This window comes from Paenibacillus sp. JDR-2 (assembly GCF_000023585.1).
Classification (GTDB): domain Bacteria; phylum Bacillota; class Bacilli; order Paenibacillales; family Paenibacillaceae; genus Pristimantibacillus.
Map to the genome: position 1 here is coordinate 3042540 of NC_012914.1, position 26827 is coordinate 3069366.

General features: G+C 51.3%; 23 protein-coding genes. 21 read left to right on the forward strand and 2 right to left on the reverse strand.

Annotation, left to right across the window (positions count from 1 at the left end; all coding sequences use genetic code 11):
- The first annotated feature begins 44 nt into the window (after nt 1–44).
- The 18 genes from metH (at nt 45) to PJDR2_RS13410 (ending at nt 22670) form a co-directional block, all read left to right on the forward strand.
- Entirely contained in the window at nt 45–3491 is a 3447-nt protein-coding gene (metH, locus tag PJDR2_RS13325) for a methionine synthase (protein ID WP_015844225.1), read from the forward strand.
- Nucleotides 3492–3591: 100 nt separating this feature from the next.
- A complete protein-coding gene (gene rnz / locus PJDR2_RS13330; protein WP_015844226.1) occupies nt 3592–4521 on the forward strand; it encodes a ribonuclease Z in 930 nt (309 codons plus the stop codon).
- 100 nt (nt 4522–4621) lie between these two features.
- On the forward strand, nt 4622–5593 hold the full coding sequence (locus PJDR2_RS13335; RefSeq protein WP_015844227.1) for a metal-dependent hydrolase: 972 nt from the start codon (nt 4622–4624) through the stop codon (nt 5591–5593).
- A gap of 130 nt (nt 5594–5723) precedes the next feature.
- Nucleotides 5724–7973 (forward strand): DEAD/DEAH box helicase, encoded by a 2250-nt coding sequence (locus tag PJDR2_RS13340; RefSeq protein WP_015844228.1) that lies wholly within the window; start codon nt 5724–5726, stop codon nt 7971–7973.
- Between the two features lie 40 nt (nt 7974–8013).
- Nucleotides 8014–9324, forward strand: coding sequence for a ribonuclease H-like domain-containing protein (locus tag PJDR2_RS13345; RefSeq protein WP_015844229.1), 1311 nt, complete (start codon nt 8014–8016; stop codon nt 9322–9324).
- On the forward strand, nt 9321–10133 hold the full coding sequence (locus PJDR2_RS13350; RefSeq protein ID WP_015844230.1) for a TIGR01457 family HAD-type hydrolase: 813 nt from the start codon (nt 9321–9323) through the stop codon (nt 10131–10133). The genes PJDR2_RS13345 and PJDR2_RS13350 overlap by 4 nt, the downstream gene beginning before the upstream one ends.
- A gap of 39 nt (nt 10134–10172) precedes the next feature.
- Nucleotides 10173–10988, forward strand: a complete 816-nt coding sequence (gene mutM, locus PJDR2_RS13355) for a DNA-formamidopyrimidine glycosylase (RefSeq protein ID WP_015844231.1) — start codon at nt 10173–10175, stop codon at nt 10986–10988.
- Between the two features lie 4 nt (nt 10989–10992).
- A complete protein-coding gene (locus PJDR2_RS13360; RefSeq protein ID WP_015844232.1) occupies nt 10993–11823 on the forward strand; it encodes a deoxyribonuclease IV in 831 nt (276 codons plus the stop codon).
- A gap of 3 nt (nt 11824–11826) precedes the next feature.
- The gene (locus PJDR2_RS13365) at nt 11827–12162 is read left to right on the forward strand and encodes a cyclic-phosphate processing receiver domain-containing protein (protein ID WP_015844233.1); all 336 of its coding nucleotides are present in this window, start codon (nt 11827–11829) and stop codon (nt 12160–12162) included.
- A gap of 43 nt (nt 12163–12205) precedes the next feature.
- Complete coding sequence (locus PJDR2_RS13370; RefSeq protein WP_015844234.1) at nt 12206–13225, forward strand: SAM-dependent methyltransferase; 1020 nt, start codon at nt 12206–12208, stop codon at nt 13223–13225.
- Nucleotides 13226–13344: 119 nt separating this feature from the next.
- Nucleotides 13345–14949 (forward strand): serine/threonine-protein kinase, encoded by a 1605-nt coding sequence (locus PJDR2_RS31920; protein WP_015844235.1) that lies wholly within the window; start codon nt 13345–13347, stop codon nt 14947–14949.
- A gap of 84 nt (nt 14950–15033) precedes the next feature.
- Nucleotides 15034–15732, forward strand: a complete 699-nt coding sequence (locus tag PJDR2_RS13380) for a response regulator transcription factor (RefSeq protein ID WP_015844236.1) — start codon at nt 15034–15036, stop codon at nt 15730–15732.
- Nucleotides 15729–17084, forward strand: a complete 1356-nt coding sequence (locus PJDR2_RS13385; RefSeq protein ID WP_015844237.1) for a HAMP domain-containing sensor histidine kinase — start codon at nt 15729–15731, stop codon at nt 17082–17084. The genes PJDR2_RS13380 and PJDR2_RS13385 overlap by 4 nt, the downstream gene beginning before the upstream one ends.
- A 12-nt stretch (nt 17085–17096) precedes the next feature.
- The gene (locus PJDR2_RS13390; RefSeq protein ID WP_015844238.1) at nt 17097–17957 is read left to right on the forward strand and encodes a carbon-nitrogen hydrolase family protein; all 861 of its coding nucleotides are present in this window, start codon (nt 17097–17099) and stop codon (nt 17955–17957) included.
- A gap of 26 nt (nt 17958–17983) precedes the next feature.
- Nucleotides 17984–18643 (forward strand): GNAT family N-acetyltransferase, encoded by a 660-nt coding sequence (locus PJDR2_RS13395; RefSeq protein WP_015844239.1) that lies wholly within the window; start codon nt 17984–17986, stop codon nt 18641–18643.
- A 191-nt stretch (nt 18644–18834) separates the two neighbouring features.
- On the forward strand, nt 18835–19512 hold the full coding sequence (locus PJDR2_RS13400; RefSeq protein ID WP_015844240.1) for a GNAT family N-acetyltransferase: 678 nt from the start codon (nt 18835–18837) through the stop codon (nt 19510–19512).
- The gene (locus tag PJDR2_RS13405) at nt 19509–20291 is read left to right on the forward strand and encodes an MBL fold metallo-hydrolase (protein ID WP_015844241.1); all 783 of its coding nucleotides are present in this window, start codon (nt 19509–19511) and stop codon (nt 20289–20291) included. The genes PJDR2_RS13400 and PJDR2_RS13405 overlap by 4 nt, the downstream gene beginning before the upstream one ends.
- 423 nt (nt 20292–20714) lie before the next feature.
- A complete protein-coding gene (locus PJDR2_RS13410) occupies nt 20715–22670 on the forward strand; it encodes an endonuclease MutS2 (RefSeq protein WP_015844243.1) in 1956 nt (651 codons plus the stop codon).
- A gap of 14 nt (nt 22671–22684) precedes the next feature.
- Here the strand turns inward: PJDR2_RS13410 and PJDR2_RS13415 are convergent, their stop codons facing one another.
- The gene (locus PJDR2_RS13415; RefSeq protein ID WP_015844244.1) at nt 22685–23326 is read right to left on the reverse strand and encodes a thiamine diphosphokinase; all 642 of its coding nucleotides are present in this window, start codon (nt 23324–23326) and stop codon (nt 22685–22687) included.
- A 214-nt stretch (nt 23327–23540) separates the two neighbouring features.
- Here PJDR2_RS13415 and PJDR2_RS13420 point away from each other — a divergent pair, with 214 nt between their 5' ends.
- Complete coding sequence (locus tag PJDR2_RS13420; RefSeq protein ID WP_015844245.1) at nt 23541–24164, forward strand: trimeric intracellular cation channel family protein; 624 nt, start codon at nt 23541–23543, stop codon at nt 24162–24164.
- A complete protein-coding gene (locus PJDR2_RS13425) occupies nt 24161–24634 on the forward strand; it encodes a low molecular weight protein-tyrosine-phosphatase (protein WP_015844246.1) in 474 nt (157 codons plus the stop codon). Before PJDR2_RS13420 ends, PJDR2_RS13425 begins: the two co-directional genes overlap by 4 nt.
- A gap of 64 nt (nt 24635–24698) precedes the next feature.
- On the opposite strand, the gene PJDR2_RS13430 is transcribed toward PJDR2_RS13425, so the two are convergent.
- Nucleotides 24699–25436 carry an alpha/beta hydrolase gene (locus PJDR2_RS13430; protein ID WP_015844247.1) on the reverse strand — a complete coding sequence of 246 codons (738 nt, stop codon included), beginning with the start codon at nt 25434–25436 and terminating at the stop codon, nt 24699–24701.
- Nucleotides 25437–25728: 292 nt separating this feature from the next.
- Between PJDR2_RS13430 and pdhA the strand changes: the two genes are divergently transcribed.
- Nucleotides 25729–26808 (forward strand): pyruvate dehydrogenase (acetyl-transferring) E1 component subunit alpha, encoded by a 1080-nt coding sequence (gene pdhA, locus PJDR2_RS13435; RefSeq protein WP_015844248.1) that lies wholly within the window; start codon nt 25729–25731, stop codon nt 26806–26808.
- Nucleotides 26809–26827: the final 19 nt, after the last annotated feature.

Below are 26827 nucleotides of genomic sequence, written 5' to 3' on the forward strand. Positions count from 1 at the left end.
TTACACTATTTGTTAATGATTTTCGGAGGAAGGGTGTACGAAATTTGTTGAAACCGACCATACAAGAAATGATGCAGCAGCGGATACTCATCCTGGACGGAGCGATGGGAACAATGATTCAGCAGGCGGATTTGACTGCTGATGATTTTGGCGGAGAAGAGCTTGACGGCTGTAATGAAATGCTCGTATTAACGCGTCCGGATGTTATTTCGACGATCCATGAGAAGTACCTGGAAGCCGGCGCCGATATTTTGGAAACCAATACGTTTGGCGCGACTAGCGTCGTATTGGCGGAATATGACATTCCGGAAAAAGCTCGCGAAATTAACCTTGCTGCTGCCAAGCTGGCAAGAGACGCGGCGGATAAATTCTCGACACCTGACCGCCCTCGGTATGTAGCCGGAGCTTTGGGGCCAACTACGAAAACGCTCTCCGTAACCGGCGGCGTTACCTTTGACGAACTTGTAGACAGTTATTACGAACAAACCGTTGCCTTAATCGAAGGCGACGTAGACGCTATTCTTTTGGAGACATCGCAGGATACCTTGAATGTTAAAGCGGGAAGCATTGGGATCCGCAAGGCCTTTGCGGCTATGAACCGCGAGCTTCCAATTATGATTTCGGGTACGATTGAGCCGATGGGCACCACGCTCGCCGGTCAATCCATTGAATCCTTCTACATTTCCTTGGAACACCTGAAACCGATTTCGATCGGACTGAACTGCGCGACCGGCCCTGAATTCATGCGAGACCATATCCGTTCGCTGAGCGAGATTGCCGATTCTGCTGTCAGCTGTTATCCAAACGCGGGCCTGCCGGACGAGAATGGTCACTATCACGAATCTCCTGAATCTCTTGCGCGAAAAATGTCGGCATTTGCCGAGCAGGGCTGGCTTAACATCGCTGGCGGCTGCTGCGGCACAACTCCTGCGCACATTAAAGCCTTGTACGATACGATGGCGAATTATGCGCCGCGTACACAGTACGGTACTCATCCGGCAGCTGTGTCCGGTATTGATACGGTATACATCGAAGACGAGAACCGTCCGATTATGATCGGCGAACGGACCAATATATCCGGATCCCGGAAGTTTAAACGCCTGATTAAAGAAGGCAAGTTCGACGAAGCTTCGGAAATCGCGCGTTCCCAGGTTAAAGGCGGAGCCCATATTATCGATATCAACTTGCAGGATACGGACATTGATGAAGCTTATGCGGTTCATGAGTTCCTGCCGCAGGTTGTGAAGAAAATTAAAGTGCCGTTAATGCTCGATTCGACGTACGACCATATCATCGAGCTTGGTCTGAAGTATTCGCAAGGTAAAGCCATTATTAACTCGATTAACCTGGAAGACGGCGAATCGAAGTTCGAGAAGATCCTGCCGCTGATTCACCAATACGGTGCCGCGGTTGTCATGATCCTGATCGATGAGCGCGGACAGGCGGTTTCCCGTGAAGCGAAGATGGAAGTGGCGGAGCGTTCTTATAACCTCCTGGTCAATAAATACGGCATGAATCCGGAAGATATCATATTCGACCCGAACATGTTCCCGGTTGGCTCCGGCGACCCGCAGTATATCGGATCTGCCGTTGAGACGATCGAAGGCATCCGGATGATTAAGGAGAAGTTCCCGAAAGCAAAGACGATTCTGGGTCTAAGCAATATCTCGTTTGGTCTGCCTGATGCGGGCCGCGAGGTGCTGAACTCGGTCTACCTGTACCACTGTACGAAAGCCGGACTTGACTATGCGATCGTAAATACGGAAAAACTGGAGCGGTATGCTTCGATTCCGGAGGAAGAACGCAAGCTGGCGGAAGATCTCATCTACAATACCAACGACGATACGCTTGCTGCATTCGTTGCGGCATTCCGCGAGAAGAAAGTCGTGAAGAAGGAGAAGGTCTCGAATCTTTCTCTGGAGGAGCGTCTAGCTTCTTACGTCGTGGAAGGTACGAAGGAAGGACTTATTCCTGACCTCGATATAGCGCTCAAGAAATATACGGCGCTGGAAGTGATCAACGGCCCGTTGATGCGCGGGATGGAAGAGGTAGGACGTCTATTTAACAATAATGAGCTGATCGTAGCGGAGGTGCTGCAAAGCGCCGAGGTAATGAAGGCATCGGTAGCCCACCTGGAACAGTTCATGGAGAAGAATGAATCCTCCGTGAAGGGCAAAATCATTCTGGCTACGGTTAAAGGCGATGTTCATGACATCGGTAAAAACCTTGTCGAAATTATTTTGTCAAACAACGGTTACAAAATTATTAACCTGGGCATCAAAGTACCGCCTGAACAGCTGATCGAAGCGCAGCGCAAGGAAAATGCCGACATTATCGGATTATCCGGTCTGCTCGTAAAATCCGCTCAGCAGATGGTCGTTACCGCACAGGATATGCGCAACGCGGGTATTTCCGCACCAATCATGGTTGGCGGCGCGGCTCTTACGCGTAAATTCACGAAGACAAGAATCGGCCCCGAATATGACGGCTTGACGTTGTATGCGAAGGATGCGATGGACGGTCTGGATCTTGCGAACAAGCTGATGGATAAAGAGCATCGCGGCAGAATGGAAGAAGAATTGCGGATCTACAAAGAATCCGGCGGTGATGCGGAAGAGGAGAAGAAACCTCAGCCGCAGCTAACCCGGGTTGAACGATCTAAAATCTCCGTGGATGCGCCGGTCTACATCCCGCCGGATACGGACAGACATATCCTGCGCGACGTTCCGATTCCGCATATCATTCCTTACGTGAACATGCAAATGCTGCTTGGCCATCATCTGGGTCTGAAAGGTAACGTGGATAACCTTCTTCAGGAGGGCAACGAGAAGGCCGTACAACTGAAAGAAACCGTTGACGGGATTTTGCAGGAAGGTACAACAAACGGTATTATTAAGGCACATGGCATGTACCGGTTCTTCCCGGCACAATCTTCCGGCAATGATATCATCATTTATGATCCTCAGGATCATGCGAAGGAGATCAAACGGTTCACGTTCCCGCGCCAGCAGGTAGAGCCATTCCTTTGTCTGGCGGATTATCTGAAGCCGGTGGATAGCGGTATCATGGATTATGTCGGTTTCCTTGTCGTTACAGCCGGTCAAGGCATACGCGATCTGGCAAACGAGTGGAAGGAAAACGGCGATTATCTTCGCTCGCATGCTTTGCAGTCGGTGGCCTTAGAGGTAGCCGAAGCAATGGCGGAACGCGTCCACCATATGATGCGGGATATTTGGGGCTACCCGGATCCGGCGACGATGACGATGAAGCAGCGATTTGGCGCGCGTTATCAAGGTATTCGAGTATCCTTCGGATATCCGGCATGTCCAAATCTGGAAGACCAGGGGCCTCTCTTCGAGCTTATGAAGCCGGAAGATATCGGCGTAGAATTGACGGAGGGCTTCATGATGGAGCCGGAAGCATCCGTATCCGCGATGGTATTCGCCCATCCGGAAGCGCAATATTTCAACGTTGAAAAAGTAGAACGATAGATGCAAGCTAAGCCTCCGTAAGCGATGGCTGGTTGACCAACCAGCCGCAGCAAGCGGGGGCTTTCATCCTATCATATGGTGACCTGGAGGTGGCAGCACAATGGAAATATGGTTTCTAGGAACAGGCGCAGGCCGCCCGATGAAGCATCGGAATGTAACATCCATCGCACTTAGGCTGCCGGATCCGGACTGTTCGCTATGGATGTTTGACGCGGGTGAAGGAACCCAGCATCAATTAATGCGTACTCCGCTGAAGCTGAATAAGCTTGAGGCGCTTTTTGTAACCCATCTGCATGGCGATCATACATACGGGATTCCGGGGCTTCTCAGCACCCGGTCCTACGTGGGCGGCAATACTCCGCTCCAGCTGTTTGGTCCTCCGGGTATCCGCGAGATGATCGAGACAGCGCTTACGTTAAGCAGTTCCCGTCTCGATTATGAAATTACTTACCATGAAGTGTCCGAAGGTGTCGTCTATAAGACCGAACGCTACACGGTTGAAGCTCTGCCGCTGGAGCACCGCGTCCCTTGCTTTGGCTACCGCATTACCGAATGCGAGAGCCCGGGTAAGTTGAATGTCGAGCGGCTTCAGCAGTTAGGTGTCCCGGCAGGTCCGTTGTTTGGGCGGATTAAAAAAGGGGAGGATGTTACGCTTCCTGACGGAACGCTCATCCTTGCGGCAGACGTTGCGGGAAAACCGCAATGCGGCCGAATTATAACCATTGCAGGAGATACCAAGCCTTGCGACAATGCCTTAAGACTTGCTCAAAATGCGGATTTACTCGTGCACGAAGCCACTTTTGCGGCCGGTCAGGAAGAGAAAGCCCATCTGTACGGTCATTCTACGACTGTTGAAGCGGCAACTACCGCGCGGGATGCTAATGCCAAAAGGCTGATCATGACGCATTTCAGTACAAGGTTTGTAGATGAGGATCTTGCGGGCCTTGAAGAGGAAGCAAGGACGATTTTTCCGGAATCTTATGCCGCTCATGACCTGTATCATACGGAAATTCCGCGGTTCAAAGAGTAGAAGTCCAACTTCCTTACAAAATCAACACGCCTCGAAAATAATCCCTTAACGGTCCCGTATTATGCTGGCCTTAAATCAGCGGCTAAGGAGATGAGGTCAGGTGGATACGGGAAGTCATTTGCTGTTTGGTGCAACACTTGGCGGTCTTGCCATGCTTGACCCGGTAATTTCGGTTCATCCGGAGATCGGGTATGCGGTTCTGGCCGGAACGGTGCTAGGCAGTCATGCGCCGGATTTTGATGTCTTTGCAAGGTTAAAGGGCCAAGCCGCTTACATTCGGAACCACCGGGGGATTACGCATTCCGTACCGTCTCCGCTTATATGGGCAGCCGGTATCGGAGGAGCTTTCGCTTGGCTCTTTGGCGTGCTGGATCATGTGCTTTTGGTAATGTTATGGACGCTTGCCGCGGTATGCTTTCATATTGTTCTGGATCTGTTCAATACGTATGGCGTTCAATGCCTTCGGCCGTTCTCCAGGAAATGGTGGCATTTGGATGCCCTTTGTCTGTTTGATCCTTATTTATTCGGAGCCCATGCAATCGGATTGCTCTGCTGGATATTTGGCGTTTTCCCGCCGGGTGCAATGTTTGCTTGCATATATGCCGCAACTATTCTCTATATCGCCATACGCCTGCGGCTGCGCTGGAGGATAAAAAGAAGACTTAAGCTCCATCTTGGCAGGGTCACAGCTATAACGCTTATACCCAGCATGTCGGGCATGAGCTGGCAGTTTACGGCCGACTGCGGGGATTGCTATCGCACAGGCACTGTAACCGGCAGCAAGATCCGTCTGGAATCCACGGTGGTCAAGTATGAACCAAGCGAACATGTACCAGCTGTAAAGGCCGCACTGGAGGCTGATGGGGTAAAAGCATTCCTTGGTTTTGCCGACCAAGTGCATCTGCAGGTAGAGGAAAAACAGGACGGCTACGAGGTGTCTTGGAAAGACGTTCGGTTCTGGCGGGGCAATCAAATGGCGTTTGGCGTTGATGTTCAACTGGACAGGGACATGAAGGTGCTTGGCCATCATGTCGGCTGGAGCAAACGCTCATGGGAATCGCCTCATGTATAATCCATAATCATTACCCGCCCCATTCAGGGGCGGGTTTTTTATCGGTCTCCAAAATATGTCTTCCCTGAATCCTCTAGCCAAGCGAACAAATATTCGCTAAACTGTTGGTATCAAGGGGTGACGAACGTTTATGTTCAAGAAAAAAACTTTGCCTGAATTAATTGAGGAATTACGCTCAAATGAAAATATAGTGAATTGGCATGAAATGGAGCCGCAGGAGGCCAAAACCACGCCGTTTGACGACAGTGTGGACCCGCGTATCCGGGAGGCGCTGCGGAAACGCGGCATTTCCGAGCTTTACACCCATCAGGGAACAGCTTTCCGGCTTGCGTCCAAAGGAGAAAATATCGTCGCGGTAACGCCAACGGCGTCCGGCAAGACGTTATGCTATAACCTGCCCGTTCTGCAGGCGATTGCAAAGGATGATACAAGCCGTGCGTTGTATTTGTTCCCAACCAAAGCGCTGGCACAGGACCAGAAGAGCGAACTGAACGAGATCATAAGCGAGATGGGCATCGACATCAAGAGTTACACCTATGACGGCGATACTTCGCCGACGATCCGCCAGATCGTCCGCAAGGCCGGCCATATCGTTATAACGAATCCCGACATGCTCCATTCAGCCATTCTGCCTCATCATACGAAATGGGTCAGCCTGTTCGAGAATTTGAAGTATATCGTCATCGATGAGCTGCATACATACCGAGGCGTATTTGGCAGCCATGTGGCTAATGTCATTCGCAGGCTGAAGCGCATCTGCAAGTTTTACGGAAGCAATCCGACCTTTATTTGCACATCCGCAACCATTGCGAACCCGAAAGAATTGGCGGAGCAGCTGACCGGCAGTCCGATGCGGCTAATTGACGATAACGGCGCACCAAGAGGCAGGAAACATTTTGTCTTTTATAATCCACCGATTGTTAATGTGCCTCTGAACATTCGGAAAAGCGCGACCGTTGAAGTGAATCATCTGGCGAGGGAGTTTTTAAAGAATAAGATACAGACGATTGTGTTTGCCCGCAGCCGCGTGAGGGTAGAGATTATCCTTAGTCATATACAAGAGCTGGTCAAAAATGAAATCGGCACGAAGTCGATCCGGGGATACCGGGGCGGTTACCTGCCGAAGCAGCGGAGGGAGATCGAGAAGGGTCTCAGGGAAGGCGAGATTCTGGGGGTTGTTAGCACTAATGCTTTGGAGCTTGGCGTGGATATCGGGCAGCTTCAGGTTTGCGTGATGACCGGATATCCGGGCAGCGTGGCAAGCACCTGGCAGCAGGCGGGCCGCGCCGGAAGAAGACATGGCGAAGCGCTTATTCTGATGGTGGCCAGCTCGACGCCAATCGATCAGTATATCGTCCAGAATCCGGAATACTTCTTCGACCGCAACCCGGAGTCCGCAAGGATTAATCCGGAGAATTTGATTATTCTCGTCGATCATGTCCGCTGCGCGGCGTACGAGCTGCCTTTTAAGAATACGGAGGAATTCGGACCGCTTGAGATCAGCGAAATTCTGGAATACCTTCAGGAGGAACGCGTGCTGCACAGAAGCGGCGACACGTTCTACTGGGCGAACCAGGCTTTCCCGGCAAGCGAGATCAGCCTGCGCTCCGCATCGCAGGAAAATGTCGTGATCGTTGATCAGACGAGTGTGGCAGATGTCCGTATTATTGGCGAGATGGACCGGTTCAGCGCAATGACGCTTCTTCATGACGAAGCTATTTATCTGCACGAAGGGGTGCAGTATCAGGTTGAGAAGCTGGACTGGGACCACAAGAAGGCCTACGTGCGCGAGGTGGATGTCGAGTATTATACAGACGCCAATCTTGCGGTGAATCTGAAGGTTCTGGAGATCGACAAGTCCAGAATATCGGGCAGCGGCGCCGTTCATCAAGGGGATGTAGCGGTTACGATGATTCCGACGATTTTCAAGAAAATCAAGCTCACTACGTTTGAAAATATCGGATCCGGACCGATCCATCTGCCTGAGCAGGAGCTGCATACCCGTGCAACCTGGCTTGAGCTGAAAGACACCGATCCGGAGCTGGGAACCAAGGTGCTGGAACAGCTGCTGCTTGGCATCGCCAACGTTATTCAGCATATCGTGCCGGTGATGGTGATGTGCGACCGGAGCGACGTCCATGTGACCTCTCAGATCAAGGCCGCCCATACGGGTCTGCCGACAATCTTTATTTACGACCATTATCCCGGCGGAATCGGGCTTGCCGACGACGTCTACAAACGGTTTGATGATGTGAAGCAAGCCGCCGCCAATCTAATCAAAAAATGCTCATGCAAGGATGGATGTCCATCATGTATCGGAAACGAAATCGAAGGAATCAACGGGAAGCAGAAAAGCGTGCAGCTCTTATCGATGTTATAATTCTGCGCGCTGAGCTACAAGAAGGGAGGAAGAGCAGGCAATGAGTAGTCTTCGCGATAAAATGAACCGGCTTCGCGGGAGCAGCAGCTCAGCTTCTCCTTCCGAAGAAGCCGTAACTGTCGTGCAGGCACCGGAAACGGAAATTTCGCCTGCGACGGATGACGACCATCTGGAGACCTTGTCGGAAGAATGGTCTTCCATGGGGGTGAAGCTGCTTCACAACGAAGCGGGCAGCTTTCTGATCAGAAGGCTTGTATATCCGGCCGGTCACCAGCATGGCATTCATTGCCTAGGTGAGCTGCCATCCGCTTCTGCCGGATTGAGGGCATTCCACCAGGCACCGATTGACGCGGAACAGCTATTGTATCTCGACCTTGAGACGACGGGGCTTGGCGTTGGCACGGGCAACGTGCCGTTTATGGTTGGTCTGGCCTATTGGATGGGCTCCGAGCTGATCGTGGAACAGGCGGTTATTCGGCATCCCGCCGAGGAGCGGGCAATGCTTTATTACCTCAACAGCAAATTAAGCAACTACCGCTATCTGGTGAGCTATAACGGCAAAACCTTCGACTGGCCGGTCATGCAGACACGGTTCATTCTAAACGGATACAGCCGGAAGCTGTGGGAGCCGCTTCATCTTGATTTTCTGCATCCTTCCCGCAGTATATGGAAGAATACCCTTGCGTCGTTGCGGTTAAGCCATGTTGAAGAGGAACGGCTCGGAATCGAGCGGGTCGACGATGTACCCGGCTCGCTTGCGCCTCAGCTGTATTTTCAGTTTCTCGCCGACGGCGATCCGGAGCCGCTGCGAGGCGTCTATCAGCATAATGAGATTGATATGCTGTCGCTGGTATGTCTGTCTATCCGCTTTGGACATCTGTTGAACGGGAACACGGATGGCGGCTACCAGCTGCCGATGCCTGCCGAATCGGAAGAGCTTATTCGTACAGGCTTGTGGCTGGAGAAGATGGGACATGCCGACCGGGCAGAGCTTATGTTCGAAGCCGCGTTAAGAGGTGACCGCACCGCAGCCGCCACGCTCAACATGCTGGCTGCAAGAGACAAGAAAGCTGGCAATTGGCAACGAGCTGTGTTATTGTGGCAGAAGGCTGTTATACAGTCGGTCCAGCATGGATCGGCTGGCTTGAATGCGAGCATTGAGCTGGCTATGTATTACGAGCATAAGCTGAAGGAATTTGATTCAGCTCTATCATATGTGTCAGAAGCATTGGAATTGGCGCTTATCGATCCTCTCGGGAGAAGGGACGCGAAGCGCCGCGCCGAAATCGAAAGCCTTCGCAAGAGGAGGGAGCGGCTTCTGCGCAAGACGGGAAGGAAGCTAGCGGAATGAACGAACAATCAGCGCCGATGAAAGGCTTGCTCCTTGATCTGGACGGCACTTTATATCATGGCACCCAGCGAATTGAAGGTGCGGATCAGCTAATCAGGCAGCTTCGCGAATGGAAGCTGCCTTACCGGTTCGTAACCAATAATTCGACCGTATCCCCGGAGGCGGTTGCTGAGCGGCTGCGCAAAATGGGGATCGACGCCGAGCCGCGCGAGGTATGCACCTCCGCGCAGGCCGCGGCGCAATACATAGCAAACCAAAAACCCGGCGCCTCTGTACTGGTCATTGGCGAAAGCGGGCTCATTGAAGCTGTTGAAGCTGCGGGCTTGCAGCTTACCGAAGAGCAGCCGGATTTTGTCCTGCAGGGACTGGATCGGCAGCTGTCGTACGAACAGCTGACAAGAGCGGTTAGATCCATACTTCAGGGAGCCGAATTTGTGTTGACCAATCCGGATCTATTGCTGCCCGGAGAAGGCGGCTTGTTCCCCGGCGCCGGATCGATAGGCGCCATGCTGACGGCGGCTGGAGGCAAGGAGCCTACGCTGATCGGCAAGCCGTCGAAGATCTTAATGGATTATTCCCTTCGCCAGATTGGCCTGACAGCCGAAGATACTTGGGTCATCGGCGATAACCTGGCTACGGATATCGCAGCCGGGCATGCCTCTGGCTGTGGAACGGTACTCGTGCTTACCGGATTAACGACACGGGATAACCTTGACTACTATGCAGAACGCGCAGGCTGCAGGCCCGACGTTATTTGCGATGATTTACATAAGCTTCTCTCGTATATTTCGTCCTCAATCGGGATATAAGAGAAAGCAATAGAGCCGACAGGAAGGAAGCGAACTTGCATGCCGGAACTACCGGAAATGGAACATTACCGATTACGATTATCGGAGCTGATTATCGGCTCGCCGATTACGGGAACGGAAGTTACCCGAGATAAATCGATTAACATTAGCGCCGAGCAGTTCGAAGCGGAATTGGTTGGCCGGACGATATGGTTTGTGGAACGCAGAGGCAAACATCTGTTATTCCACCTCGATAACGGCAAACGTCTCGTGCTCCATCTGATGCTTGGAGGCACGTTGTTTTTCGGCAGCGAAGAAGAGCGTCCTGACCGCACGGTTCAGGTAACGATCCGTTTTGCGACTGGCAATTTGTATTTTATCGGTCTGCGGCTCGGTTACCTGCATTTTATGTCCGTAAAGGAAGCGGATGCGAAGCTCTCTGAGCTTGGGCCGGATCCATTCGATAAAAGATTGACGCTTGAGCGCTTTAAAGCACGCTTCAACAAGAAGAGAGGCGCGCTCAAAACAGCACTTGTAGACCAGCATGTGTTGTCCGGAATCGGCAATTGCTATGCGGACGAGATTGCTTTCGCGGCAAAAATCCGTCCCGATGCAAAAATTCCTTCCTTGACAGACGAAACATGGGAACGAGTCTATGAATCCATGCATAGTGTGTTAAAGGAAGCGATTTCAAAGGGTGGCTACATGGAGCAGCCGTTAACAGCAGGAGATGCAATTACCGGCGGTTACAACGATCATTGTCAGGTGTATGACCGCGGGGGAGAGCCATGCTTTGTCTGCGGTACCGCTATCGAGCAGTTTGAGATCTCGTCGCGCAAAGCTTTCGTTTGCCCAGTCTGCCAGAAGGAACAGTAGAACGATGTACATCGGCCGTCATCTCAGCATAAAGGAAGGCTATGCCTCCGCCGCCAAAGCCGCCTATTCGGGCGGCATTAATGCTTTTCAGTATTTTCCGAAAAACCCCCGCAGCCTTGGACTTAAATCCTTCGACCGGAGAGAGGCTGAGCGCTGCGCGGAACTGTGCAAGCAGTACGATATACTGACCATCGCGCATTCCCCCTATCCGACGAATCTGGCTTCGGAACGGGAGGATGTTCGCCAGCGTACCGTTGAATCCTTGCTTAATGATCTGGATATTGCAAACAGCTGCGGCTCCATTGGCGTTGTCGTTCATTTTGGCGTCTATAAAGGGAAAGAACCGCTTGCCGGTTACCAATCCATTATTCAATCGCTGAATGAAGTGACAAGCAGGTGGAACGGGAATGCCAAGCTGCTGATTGAGATTCAATCTGGCGAGCATACGTTTATGGGGACGACCATTGAGGAGTTAGCCCAAATCCGGGGATTATGCGCGGAGCCTGCGAAGCTGGCTTTTTGTCTGGATACCTGCCATATGTTTGCGAGCGGTTTATGGCATGGTGAGACTGATGCGGAATGGCTGAAGAAAGCCGTCTCATTAGGGGTGCTGGAGCATGTTGCGGCTGTGCACTTCAATGACTCGATGTTCGCGGCTGGCGCACGGCGGGACCGGCATGCGGCGCTTGGGAGCGGCCATATCGGCGAAGCAGGACTGAAGTGGCTGATGTCCGTGCCCGCACTTGCTGGCGTTCCTTTTATACTGGAAACGCCTTCAGACGAAGACGGTTCTTATGGAAGACAATTAAACCTGATGCGCGAATGGGGGACATGAACAATGATACATGTATATCTGGATGACTATCGTCCTTGTCCGAAAGGTTTCGTGCTCGCTCGGAATGCGGAGGAATGCAAGCTTCTGATTGATTCCGAATCCATAGATATCTTGTCGCTGGACTATGATCTGGGCTGGAATGAGCCGACGGGTTACGAGGTTGTCCGTCATTTGGTGGAATCTGCCCGTTATCCGAAAAAAGTCTATTTGCATACCTCCAGCACTGCGGGAAGAATGCACATGTATCATATGCTGTCGTCCCATGCGCCGATTGAAATGAAAATAATGAACGGGCCAATGCCGGACTCGCTGCTTGACGAAATTGCGGCTGGCAGCTGATAATAAATGTTTTTTGGGTTGGTGTAACAACGGAGGTGTTGAAGTGAGCCGATGGATTGGTACGGCTAATCAGGGGTATTCTCCCTATGCAATTGAAGAGCTTCGGCGGCTGTTAGACGGCGTTAAAGTAACGCAGCTTGCCGCCGGAGAAACTTTTTTATTCGACAGCGAGCTTTCTGCGGAAGACGTTACCGCTGCTGTTGCGTCGGACAAGCCGATTTTCCTGCGACATTTGCAGCCTGTTGACCGTACGGTAGAGATCAAAGGCAATGCGGATGATCTGCAGGAGCTGTCGGAGACGATAAGACGTTCGCGTCTGCTGTTTGAGGACAAGCAGGTGGCTATCCATGTCCGCCGCTCGAACAAGACGGCCTTCCCGTATTCCGCTTCGGACACAAAGGCAGTGCTGGATGCGGTATTGGAGGAGCTGGATGCGGAACCCGTCGTCCAGCATCCGGATATTATCATTGCCATTTATGCCGCGGCAAGCGAGCTGTTTATCGGCTTTGGCAAGCCGGAGGACATGCTGTCCGATTGGCCTGGCGGAGCGATACGATTCCAACGGGAGGAAGGGCAAATCTCGCGCGCCAAATTCAAGCTTCTTGAAGCGGAGCGGGAGTTTGGGTTGGATTATTCCATGTTCCGTAGTGCCGTGGACATTGGAGCGGCTCCTGGCGGCTGGACATCCCTGCTGCTTGAACGGGGTCTGCGGGTAACGGCGATTGATCCGGGAGACATGCACCCGTCGCTGGCAGGTCATCCTGCATTGACGTACCTGAAACGGAATGCATCGGAGGTCAAGTTCAAGCCGGGTTCCTTTGATCTGCTTGTATGCGATATGAGCTGGAGCCCCATGCAGATGTGCCGTCTGGTGCTTGATTTGGAAGAGACGCTGGCACCGCATGCCTCGGCTATTATTACGATAAAGCTGATGCACAAAAAGCCTCTTCAGACCATTCGCGAGGTCAAGGAACGTTTTTCAACCGCATTTATCATTAAACGCGCCAAGCAGTTATTCCATAACCGCGAGGAGATTACGTTATACCTGGAAAAGAAGCAGTAGGCGTGATATAACGGAATACAACAGGGAAAGCATCCCGGTTTGAACAGGAGTCCAAGAAGACTCTTGTTTCAAGCCGGGATTTTTTTGTTGATCATGTTTAATTTAAGGAGGATTCTTTCATGCAAAATGAAGGCAGGTTGATTCATCTCGAATCCGGAATGATACTCGGAGAGCGGTACACTCTGGTAGGGAAGCTTGGAAGCGGGGGGATGGGGGATGTGTACGCCGCGGAGGATTTGAAGCTTCAAGGGAAGCTGCGCGCGATTAAAGTGACGGATTCAGACCGCGCATCAGAGGAAGCTAGAATGCTGATGCGACTCAGTCATCCGAATCTGCCTCATATTATGGACAGCTTTACACTAACGGGTTATGGAGCTGAAGCCATCGTTATGGACTATATCCATGGAGTGACGCTGGGAGAACTGTTCAACCGGCATAATCGGCAGCTTTCTTTCGGGGAAGCAATAAAGCTTGCGCTGCCGATTTGCTCGGCGCTTGTTTACTTGCATAGCCAATTTCCGCCAATCATTCATCGTGATCTTAAGCCTTCGAATATCATGGTTGAAAACAACGGACATGTCCGGCTTATCGATTTTGGAATCGCCAAATCTAGAACCGCCTTGCAGACGCAGACGACCATGAAGCTGGGAACGCCGGGATTTGCAGCTCCTGAGCAGCATATGGGACGGAGCGAGACCCGGACTGACATATACGGATTTGGTGCCTTGCTCTATTACTTGCTCAGCGAAGGGAGTTACTTAAACCATGCAGAAATGATGAACCGAAGCAACAGGTTTATCCGGGGATTACGGACAGATGTTCCAAGCCGGTTCGCCGATTTGCTGTGGAGAATGGTTCAGCCCCGTATCGAGGACCGGTATAATACGATGGTTGAGGTGGAGAGGGAACTGCATGCTTGTGCCGGTATTGCGGCTAATAGAGACATTCCTGTCCGTTTTGCCGGAACTTCCAAGCTCGTTCAAGGAGGTAATCCGGAAGATTGCCGTACGATGAAGATTGCGGTCGTTCCGGTCTCATCCGGAGCGGGGGCCACGTTTGTGGCCATTACCCTGGCAAAGCTGCTTGCAAATGGCGGAATCCCTTGCGCTGCCGCTGAATTTCCTTCCGAACGGCCTGAATGGGCGGCATTGCTGCGAAGTAATATGAGAGGACGAGATCAGCTGGAAGACAGGTATTATAGCTGGAACGAGCAGGGGGTATGGTGGCATGCCCAGAAGCATCCGGTTACCCAAGACTATAGAGATGAGCTGGATAAGCTTCAGCTGCGATTAAGAGCGAAGGAAATTGCCGTGTCCGTTACCGATGTATCCGTCGGAGCGTTAATCCATCACAAGGAATGGCTGCTCCAATCAGAACTTGTGCTTGTTGTAGCCGATCCCTATCCATCGAGGTGGAAGGCGGATCAAATTCTGGAGCTGGAGCAAATAAGCAGGAAGCTTGAAGCTCGCGGTGCTTCCCTGAAGTGGATCGCCAACAAGGATGCAAAATTTTCTGGCAGGAACGAATGGATCGGAATGATGCCCGAACTTCCGATTGCCGCTGTTCCGCTGCTGCCGGCAACCGATTGGCTGGATGCGATTTGGCACGGAAAATGGGCCACGGATATAAAAGCGATGGGCAAGCCGCTGGAGAAAGCTTTTAAGCCTCTCCTTGACTTTATTTCGCACGAAATGCAAAGGAATGCTGCTCATGTCAGGTTTTGACGCTGACCTTGCTTGCAATTGAAATAAACCTTCTTTATGATGAATACGAGTCCATAGCATATTTAGAAGCAGGTGACATTCGTAATGAATGAACGAGTTCTGGTCGTTGAAGATGAGGCGGGTATTTCCCGCATTTTACAGCTTGAATTAGAGCATGAAGGATATACGGTCGGTACAGCAGCCGACGGACGGACAGGTTATGAAATGGCCTCGACAGGCGAATGGGAGCTGGTATTGCTCGATGTGATGCTTCCCGAATTAAACGGCATTGAAGTGCTTCGCCGTCTGCGGCAGGCCGGCAACCCGGTTCCCGTTATTTTGCTGACGGCAAGAGATACGGTACCGGATAAGGTCAGCGGTTTTGAACACGGCGCTAATGACTATATTACAAAGCCGTTTGCGATGGAAGAGCTGCTTGCCCGCGTCCGCAATATTTTGCGTATCTTCCAGCAGTACCCGAAAGAATCCGAAGGATCCGACCTGATTAAGGTTGGAGATTTAACGATCGAGCTGCGTACCCGCAAGGTATACCGCAAGGAAATCGTTATTGAGCTAACGCCTCGCGAATTCGAGCTTCTTGTCTATCTGGTCGAGAACAAAAACGAAGAGAAATCGCGGGAAGACATTTTATCGGAAGTATGGGGTTATGACTTTATCGGGGAAACAAACTTGGTGGACGTCTATATCCGGTACTTGCGCCAAAAGCTGGATAAGGGCTACCGTCATAAGCTGATTCATACCGTAAGGGGCGTCGGCTATATGATAAAGGAGCCTGACGCATGACGCTTCGCAAACGATTCACGCTTTTTACGATTTTCTGGCTCATTTTTATTCTAATTCTCTTTAATATCTTTGTTTATTTCTACGTTATCAAGATTACGACGGAAAGCGAAGAGCGCGTGATCGGGAATAAAGTGAATCTGATGCTGGAAAATCCGAAGATACAGGACGGCAAAGGGATCTATGATGCCGATCTGCTAAGCGAATATTACAATGTCAATGAAATGATACGAATTATTAGGCCGGATAACAAAATCGTCAATATTACCGGATCAGATCCCGTACTTCTCAATCTTCCGGCGTCTTTCCAGGGCCATCATGATACCGGGATGATCAAAAAAGGCAGCGAGCGCATCATGTACATGCGTGTGCCAATCTATGACGGACCTAACGTGGTTGCCATGCTGGAAATCAATCGCGTGTTGAATGAACTGGACGATTACTTGCAAATTCTGGTTGCCGCTTTATCGGTAACCAGCGCGGGAGCCATTCTGTTCGCCATCTTCGGGACATATTGGTTCACCTCGCGGCTTACTTCGCCGATGCAGCAGATGATTAATACGATGCGCGAGATCGACAGAAGCGGTAAGCTGCGAAAAATCGAGCCTTCCAGTCATGAGGAGTCGGCAGAGCTCCAGCAGCTGGTCCGTGCTTTTAACCAGATGATCGACCGGCTTGACCGGACGTTCGCGCGGCAAAAGCAGTTTGTTGCCGATGCCTCCCACGAGTTGAAAACCCCACTTACGGTTATTAGCAGCTACGCGGGCATGTTAAAACGTTGGGGACGCGACGATGCAAGCGTTCGCGACGAGGCTATTGAAGCCATTGATAAAGAAGCAAGCAGACTGCAAACCTTGACGAAGTCGATGCTGATGCTGGCGGAAGCCGAGCAGGAAGATTGGCTGAATCAAGAGATGTTCGACGTGGTGCTGGTCGTCGAGGAACTGGCGGTTATGCTCCAGACAACCTTCCAGCGTCCGATAAGAGTGAAGGCATTGTCGCGGTCTGTCCGAATGTATGGGGATAAGGACAAAATCCAGCAGCTGCTTGTCATCTTGCTGGACAATGCGATTAAATACAGTAAAGATCCGATCGATGTCTCCGTCAGCGTGGCGAAAAATATCGTGAAGATTGAAGTGAAGGACAAAGGGATCGGCATTCCGGAAAACGAAATTCCGCATATGTTCGAGCGTTTCTACCGTGTAGACGGGGCAAGAAGCCGCGCGACCGGCGGAGCGGGACTTGGCCTGTCGATTGCCAAGCGTATTGTGGATCTGCACGAAGGCAAGATTGATGTATTCAGCTTGCCTGATCTGGGGACAACCATTACGCTGCAATTCAAACAAAGAAAGTAAGGGGAGAGGTCGTTGAAATACCGGGTTGCCTCTGTGCAATATAAGCTTGAAGATATTGGATCGTTCGAAGATTTTGCCGCTCAGGTAACGCATTACGTTCGTAATGCGTCCGAGTACGGAACCGAGATTATTTTGTTCCCGGAGTTTCTTACCACTCAGCTGTTATCGATTGGCGACGGCACGGGCAAAGCCTTGCCGATCGACCGTCTGCCTGAATTTACGGAGCAGTATGAAAGCCTGTTCCGTTCTCTTGCTGCCGAATATAACATGCATATCGTTGGCGGGACGCATGTGGTTGATGCCGGTAACGGCAAGCGTCAGAATACGGCTCATTTATTCCATCCGGGCGGGAAGATTGATCGTCAGGCGAAAATCCACCTTACGCCTACCGAGGTCAGCGAATGGAATATGTCGCCGGGCGACGGTCTGCAGGTTATCGAGACGCCGTTTGGCACAATCGCCATGCTGACCTGCTACGATATCGAATTTCCAGAGATCGTCCGGATGGCGCGCGCTAAAGGCGCGGACGTTATTTTCTGCCCATCCTGCACGGATGACCGCCATGGCTTCTACCGAGTCCGGTACTGCTGCCATGCAAGAGCGGTGGAGAATCAGGTGTACATTGTAACGACCGGTACGGTAGGGGCCTTGCGCAAGGTTGACTTTATGCGTGCGAACTACGGTCAGGCTGCCGTGATCACGCCTAACGATATTCCGTTCCCGCCTGCAGGGATTTTGAGTGAAGGCGTCATTAACGATGACATGCTGATCGTAGCGGATCTTGACCTGAAGCTGCTGGAGGATGTCCGTGCTGCCGGCTCTGTAACGACCTGGAGAGACCGCCGTACAGACTTGTATACGGACTGGGCATAAGCTGCGGGAGTGGAAGGAGGCGTGAAATGCTTAAGCAATTATACGTTATTCATGACGGTGTTCCAACAGAAGCTATTATACGTTCGTATACGAGTGAAGACTTTCAAGGCTTGATTGCGGTGCAAAGCGAATGCTTCCCGCCTCCGTATCCGGAGGAGCTGTGGTGGAGCGTGGAGCAGCTGAATGAACATATTAGCCGTTTCCCTGAAGGCGCGTTATGCTGCGAAATCGGCGGCAAAGTAATCGGATCCATGACAGGGCTTATCGTGGATATGAATCAATATCATGGATCGCACAGCTGGGAGCAAATTACGGACGGCGGTTATATCCGCAACCACAATCCCGAAGGGGATACGTTATACGTTGCGGACATTTGCGTTATTCCCGCCTACCGCAAAGCGGGCATCGGCAAATGGCTGCTGCAGTCCATGTACGAAACCGTTGTTCATCTGCGGCTAAAGCGCCTGCTTGGAGCCGGCAGAATGCCGGGCTACCACAAGTTCGCAGCGGAAGAGACTCCGGAGCAATACCTGGATAAAGTGATGAAGGGGATCTACAAGGATCCGGTCATTACGTTCCTTCTGCGCTGCGGCCGCACACCGGTCGGAATTGCGTCAGACTATCTGGACGATGAAGAGTCCTGCAATTACGCGGCTTTGATGGAATGGCGCAATCCTTTTCTTTAGAATTACATGGTTAAAACATAATTTTTGAGCCGTGACACGGCGAAAAAGCTTGGAGCTTTCGGAGCGGTAGCGTCCGCCTTTGTTTTTGAAGGTCTACTTCTGGAAATCTAATCAAGAGACCATTCAAAAACAACAGCGGCCGATGGCCCAAGCTTTTTCAAAGTGCGATTAGCTTAGTAGGAGGTTTTTTCATGTCATTAATTTACCACCGCATTACTTCCATCAACGATCCTTACTTCGCATCGCTTCATGCGCTGCTCAAACGCATTTTCCCGCCCGAAGAGGTATTGGCTTACGAGCTATGGAAAGAGCCTCTTGAAGATCCAAGCATTCATGTCTATGTTGCGGTAGACAATGGCGAAGTTGTTGGATCGACCGAATATCGCTATTATCCCGATCTTCGCGTTGCGATGACCGACTTTACGATTATCGGCGTGGCGAACAAGGGGATTGGCCGTTTCCTGATGCGTGGCCGTGAGAATGACCTGGCAAGACTGGCACGCGAATCCGGTACGGCGCCAATAGGCATGTTTGCCGAAATCTACAACCCGTACGAGAGCGGCGAGCATGAATTCGGCGGTGTAACGCCGATGAATCCGTTCGTACGCCGCGAAGTTTTGTCCCATATCGGCTATAAAATGATTAACTTTCCTTACGTTCACCCATCTTGGGAACATAACGGAGAAGCGGTTGAAGGACTTAACCTATGCTTCCTGCCGGCGGACGAAGACTTAGCTGCAATTCCTGCAGCCCTAGTTGTCCAATTCCTCGAGATTTACTACTCGGCATTGCCTAACAAGCCGCAGCAATGGATCGATATGGTGGAAGGGCTTCGCGGACGCGATCAACTCGAGCTGCTGCCGATATGATCACCATTACGTTCCGGGGAACGGGGGATGCGATGGGGGTGCCCCGCGTGTACTGCGACTGCGAGGTATGCAGCGAGGCACGAACAGGCGGCGCCAACCGCCGGTACCGCGCCCTTGTCCAGCTTGATTCCCCAGACTTTGGTACAATGATGATCGACTGCGGACCGGATTGGGGCAAACAAATGGAATCTGCGGGGCTGCGGTTCGTGAACCGCATTCTTGTCACGCATGCCCATTTCGACCATATCGGCGGATTGCCGGAATGGGCAGATGCCTGCCGGTGGTTGGGCGTAAAAGGGGAAGCGTACGCTCCTTCCGAAGTAATCGCCGAGATCCTGCAGCGTTTTCCTTGGCTGGGGCGGAATATCGCTTTTGTCCCGATTGATCAGCCCTGCACCTTTGGGAATTGGGAGGTATTAGCCTGGAAAGTGAATCACGGGAAGAACGGATACGCATACGCGTTTCGGTTTGACCAGAAGAATTCGGGAACGTCATGGGCATACTGCTCCGATTCCATCGGACTTACGGGCGAGCAGCAGAAGCCGTTGTTCGGGCTTGACCTGCTGGTGCTTGGCACAAGCTTTTACAAGGAGAACTTCCGTTACGAAACAAGATCCGTCTATGATGTGACGGAGGCGCTTGAGCTCCTTCCCGTATGGGGACCAAAGAAGACTTTGTTTACTCATATGTCGCATGATATTGATCTGAGAAAAACGTACCCTATGCCCTCCTATGCGGAGTTTGCGTTAACCGGTATGGAAGTTTCTGTAGGTAAATAGATTGACAAATGGTAATCCGTTAGCGTACATTGTGTGTATAGCTAACGGATTTAGCTATTTCATAGCTTTTTTGCTTATTCCGAAAGGGGAAATTTTAATGTTTGCTGGTGTTCTTAACTCTTAATTGGATAGATCGGTCTTGTTAGATGAGCTTGAACGGCTTGCGGATGCAAAATTTGCATCGTATCGCATGCTTTTATTGCGACGTCTTTTGACAAGGACCGGTGCCATGAGTTAAGGACATGAGGATTTCCGCCTGAATGCTATTCGGCAGCGGCCAATCACCCGTGCTCTTGCAGCACGGTTTTTTTGTGCGCTGCGGAGCCTATGACGGGATAGGTGCAGCCGATACAGGGACGGAACGCTTCTGCGTTCTGTTCCTGTTTTTTTTATAACCAAAAACAGATAAAGGAGCATCTACGCATGAACGAAGCCGTATTTCAAAGATTGGAATATGACAAATTGAAAGACAAGATGATCGGCTACACCGTATCCCCCGCAGGTCGCCTTTTGGCAGAGCGGCATGTACCAAGCACCAATCCGAAACAAATCCGGGCATGGCTGAACGAAACGGAGGAGGCTGCGGCTTTGCTGGCGAGCGGAGCAAGCGTACCGCTGTCCGCAATGGACGGAATCGATCCGTTCCTAGCCTTGCTCGGGAAAGGCAGGATCTATACGGAGACGGAGCTTGACCAGCTGCTGGCTTGGCTTGTTTCCATTGGGCAGATGAAACGTTACATGAACAATAAACGAATGATCGCCCCAACGATTGCGGGTTATGCCGATTCGATGAATGACTGTCCGAATCTCAGACAGGAGCTAGACCGTTGTATCCGGTACGGCAGGTTGACGGATCAAGCCAGTCCCGATCTTGGGACGATCCGTCGCCATCTCATCGTGATTGAGGACCGAATTCACAAAAAGCTGGAGGCCTCGCTCTCCAAATATAAGTCGGCGCTTCAGGATCCGATAATCAGCAAGCGGAGAGGAAGATCCGTCATTTCGGTCAAACGTGAGCATCGAAAGCTGGTTCCCGGGACCGTATGGGATGAATCGGCTAGCGGCCAGACTTTGTTTATTGAGCCGATAGACGTTGCGGAGCTGCAGCAGGAATGGCAGGAATGGTCGGCGGAGGAGGAGCGGGAGCGGACGATTATTTTATCCGGATTGTCGGAGGAGGCGGAGCAGTATAAATACGAACTGCTTCAGAACCGGGAAGCTATGGCGTCTTTTGACTTCATGCTGGCCAGAGGTAAGCTCTCGCTGTCCTATGACGGTCAGCCCGTAACGCTTAGCGAAGAACCAATCATTAAGCTTGTAGAAGCCCGTCACCCTCTGCTTGGCGGTCACGCCGAACCGATTAACGTCGAGCTGGGCATCAGGTGGAAGCAGCTTATTATTACGGGACCTAACACAGGCGGCAAAACGGTAGCGCTGAAGACTATTGGCCTGCTGACCTTGTTAGTGCAATCCGGCCTGCTTGTGCCGGCTTCTCCGCAAAGCCGGTTTGGCGTCTTCCGCCATATTATGGCCGATGTTGGGGATGGACAAAGTTTGGAGCAGTCGCTCAGCACATTTTCCTCGCATATCGCCGTACTGAAGGAAATGCTTCGTTCAGCTGACGAGCGGACGATTATTCTTCTGGATGAGCTCGCTGCGGGTACGGATCCCGGCGAAGGAATCGCTTTATCCATTGCTGTGCTGGAAGAGCTGCTGAAACGCGGAGCTTTAACGGGGGCAACAACGCATTTTAACGAGATTAAGAAATTTGCTTCCAGAACGCGCGGCTGCATGAATGCCAGAATGGCGTTTGATTCCGAAACGCTGCGTCCTCTATACCGGTTGGAGATTGGGGAAGCGGGCGAGAGTCATGCTTTTGCGATTGCGAGAAGGTTCGGTCTTCCCGGGCATGTAATGCAGCGGGCCGAGAAGCTTGCGGAGGGAAGAGTGAAGATCCAATTGGATGAACCGGCCGAAGAAGAGAGCCAAGACGAGGAGAAATTGTTTATCGAACAGTCTGCTCTGCCGAAACAAACAGAGCAGCCGGACGAGACGAGCAACCCGAAGGAGAAATCCCCTGCTCCAGCCTACGCCCAAGGAGACGCCGTATGGATCTATCCGCTGAAGCGTGCCGGGATTGTGTTTGAGCCCGCTGACGAGCGGGGAGAAGTAATCGTTCAGGTTCAGGGGAAAAAGATGTCCTTCAACCGGAAACGGATCAAGCCGTATATCAACAGGGAGAAACTGTATCCCGGCGCTGACTATGATATGGATATCGTATTTGATACGAAGGAAAACCGGAAGAAGAGGAAGCTGATGGGCCGTAAGTATGTAGAGGGCTTAACGATCGAGACGAAGCCGGATGCAACCGGGGAATAACCTGCTTCGCCCCGTTAATCTTTACTTTGAATAACTAATAAGGTGCCTGCGCGGACGGTCAAGGTACCGTCTGGCTCCGCGAGAATATTGCTTATGCCGAGGGATTGACCGATCCGCAGCGTTGCTTCATGCAGCGGATAGACAAATCCGCGCAGCGTAATTCCCTTTACCTCTTCGGACAGCGGAAGGAGCGAAATATGACTGTATTCGCTTTGTTGCAGCCCGGTAGTTCCTTCCTCTGCAAGGGAAATCGTATTATGCTCATCGGTAATCGATGCCGGAATGCCTTGTTCGATTGCAAGCTTCAATAAGTGGACATTTGCAAGGGAATGGTCGAACCGGCTCCCCAGTGCCCCAAGCATTCGGATCTCGGAAGGAGATTGTTCAAGCGCATAACGGAAGGCAAGCTCAGTATCCGTATAGTCCTTGTCTATCGGATCGTACGTGACCGTTTCCCGGCTGACGGAACGAATAAGCTCAAGCTCCTCCAGAGTTACGGAATCGAAGTCGCCAAGCGCCAGATCCGGCGTGTATCCGTGCTGTACCAGGAACAAAGCGCCGCGGTCAGCTCCTATTAACCGATCGCCTGGACGGATATAGGGACGCACCCATTCGCCTAAACGGCCGCCCGTACAGATAATAATCCGGTTGTTCATGGTTAATCTTCCTTTCTGCCTGCATAGTGCTGAAGCCAGTATAATGCGAAGCCGGGGTATAAAACTAGGTTTTTGAGAAAAAAGAAAGAAGAAGTGGCAAAAGTAGCAATTGTCAAACCGGATATACGCGGCTAAAATGATGAAGGACATACCGACAGGAGTGGCGGAGCATGCGCGAATGGACGGTCATCATGGAAGCGGAGGAGTTAGAAGCTTGGACATCTTTGGCGTTTTCAGTATTATCGGTACGGTTGCATTTGCGGTCAGCGGCGCGATCGTTGCCATGGAGGAAGAATATGATATTCTAGGCGTATTCGTGCTGGGGCTTGTAACCGCGTTTGGGGGCGGGGTTATACGAAATTTGCTGATCGGCCGGCCGGTTACAACGTTATGGAACCAGGGCAGCTTGCTGGAAATTGCGGTTATTGCCATGACGATTGCGTTTTTGCTGCCTGTATCCTGGATTAACAAATGGAAAAAAAGCGAAGCGTTCTTCGATGCCATCGGCTTATCCGCATTTGCAATTCAGGGTGCATTATATGCAACGGAGATGAATCACCCGATCAGTGCCGTGCTGGTAGCCGCGATGTTGACCGGGATTGGGGGCGGCATTATCCGCGATGTGCTGGCAGGCAGGAAGCCTCTCGTATTGAAGGATGAAATCTATGCGGTATGGGCTATGCTCGCGGGCCTGGCAGTAGGTGAAGGCTGGTTCCATACGACCATACAGCTTTTATTGCTGTTTGTTATCGTTATCGTGTTCCGCATGCTGTCGGTTTATTATAAGTGGAGACTGCCCCGCAGATCGCTTAAACAGAAGGAGGGTGGCATTATATGAATAAAGCACGCGTATTGTTTGTTTGCCTTGGCAACATTTGCCGCTCGCCCATGGCGGAAGCCGTATTCCGCAGCCTGGTAGAGAAGAGTAAGCTGACGGACGTCATCGAGATTGATTCCGCAGGTACAGGGGATTGGCATATCGGAAAACCGCCCCATGAAGGGACGCGCAAGCAGCTAGATCTTCACGGCATCTCCTATGCCGGGATGAAAGCGAGACAATTCACCGCTCAGGACCAAACGTTTGATTATATCGTCTGCATGGATACGAAAAATGAAGCCGATGTACGCCGCATCATCGGAGACGCATCTCATTCGGCGAAAATTTTCAAATTTATGGACATGCTGCCTCAAGCGGCTGAGGACGATGTGCCTGATCCGTATTACACAGGCAACTTCGATTATGTGTACGAGCTTGTAACCGAAGGCTGCAAACGGCTCCTCGATCAGATCGTTAACGACCTGAAATAAGTGCAGCGGCAAATAGAAAAGGCCTTCCCTTGTCTAAAGACAAACGGGAAGGCCTTTTTGGCTTTTATTCCACTTCGATAAAATGCATCAGGCCGGCAGGCAGCTCCTGCTGCCAGAAGCCCCACTGATGGCCGCCTTCTTTTTCGGCATAGGTTACCTTAGCGCCGCGTCCTTCCAGAAGAGAACGGGCCGTCCGGTTGATGTCGAGGAAATCAAAGATGCCATGGCCGGTATCATAAGCGGTCTCTTGGAAGCCGGCAATCATGTAGATCTCCAGCCAAGATAGGTCCTTTTGAGCTTCCATAATTTCACGGGAACGGTCATAATAAGCACCGGATAGCGACAAAATGCGCGTGAACAGCTCAGGATAGGTCAAAGCGAGGTGGAAAGAAATCGTTCCGCCCAAGGAGTCGCCGGCAAGCAGCCGATGCTCGGGAGCGGTACGTACGGGATATTTACCTTCAATAAAAGGAATCAGCTCTTGCCCGAAGAACCGGACATAAGCCTCATGACGGTCGCCGCTAGGCGAGTACTCCGCTGTTCGGTACGTTTTGTCGACATCTACGCCAACAATAATAAAAGGTTCAACGCCCTCATCGAGAATAATGCGGTTTGCCGTCGTGGCAATCCTTCCGAAATTGAAGAAGTCTTCGCCATCCTGGCAGTACACGACAGGGTAGCTTAGCACCTCGTTATAACCGGGCGGCAAATAGACGCGCAAGCTGCGTTCGCCTTCGAGCAAATAGTTGCTCTTTACAATTTCTTTAACTACGGTGCGTTTTAAATAACGTTCATCAGTCATATGTGAATCCCCCTGAATGGAATGGTTGGCATGTGGGTAAACAATAGTAAGGTAATGTGAATCTGCCCGTTCGCAAGTCTCTGTCTGGTATGGGACCCTGAGTGTATTATGCTGTTATACAGAAAAATCAAATCTGTTACACATACAATTCATCAGTAAAATCGGCCAGATTAGCGAAAAACAACGGTTTTTTTGTTTTTTTCTTTGACCATATTCGGCAAACAGGTGTATTATGATTCTATAACAGAGAGCTCCGATTTTCAAATATTAATGATCGAGGTGAGCGTTCAAAATGAGCAAAGTGCTTAACAAACTGCCATATGAAGTTCAAACGGAACCTGTAAAACCAATATCCGTGTTGTCGCTCGATGGCGACGTGGTTAACCCGGAATATATGCCGGACCTGACTGACGAACAATTGAAAGAAATTATGTACCGTATGGTATTCACCCGTACTTGGGATGAGCGTGCTGTAAATCTTGGCCGTCAAGGCCGTCTTGGCTTCTATGCTCCGGTATCCGGACAAGAAGCATCAATGATCGGCAGCGAATACGCGCTTAATAAAGATGATTTCATTTGCCCGGGCTACCGCGATATTCCGCAGCTTGTATGGCATGGTCTTCCTATGTACCAAGGCTTCTTGTATTCCCGCGGTCATCAGCATGGCGGTCAAATTCCTGAAGACGTACACGTGCTTATGCCGCAAATCATCATCGGCGCGCAAGTGCTTCATGCAGCCGGCGTAGCAATGGCATTCAAGAAACGCGGCGAGAAACGCGTAGCGATTACTTATACAGGTGACGGCGGCTCTTCTGAAGGCGACTTCTACGAGTCTATGAACTTTGCTGGAGTATTCAAGCTTCCAGTTATCTATGTTGTACAAAACAACCGTTATGCCATCACAACTCCTTACGAGAAACAAACTGCTGCTCTTTCGGTTGCTCATAAATCGGTTGCTGCCGGTATCAAAGGTATTCAAATCGATGGCATGGACGTTCTTGCTGTTATTAAAGCAGTATCCGAAGCAGCTGAACGCGGCCGTAACGGTGAAGGCGCAACTCTGATCGAGATGTTGACTTACCGTTTCCGTCCGCATTCCCTGTCTGACGATGCGACGAAATACCGTACGAAAGAAGAAGAAGCGGAATGGGGCCTTAAGGATCCTCTTATTCGTTTCGGCAAGTTCCTGGAGAAGAAAGGCCTCTGGACGGAAGAAGATACAAACCGTGTGAAAGAAGAAGCGAAAGCGGCTGTTAACGAGAACATCAAGAAAGCGGAAGCAACTGAGAAAATGACAGTTGGCGGCTTGATTGACTCCATGTTCGAAACAACGCCTCAGCATCTGGAAGAGCAAAAGGCTGATTTTCAATAATACCCTTGCCTGACGATGG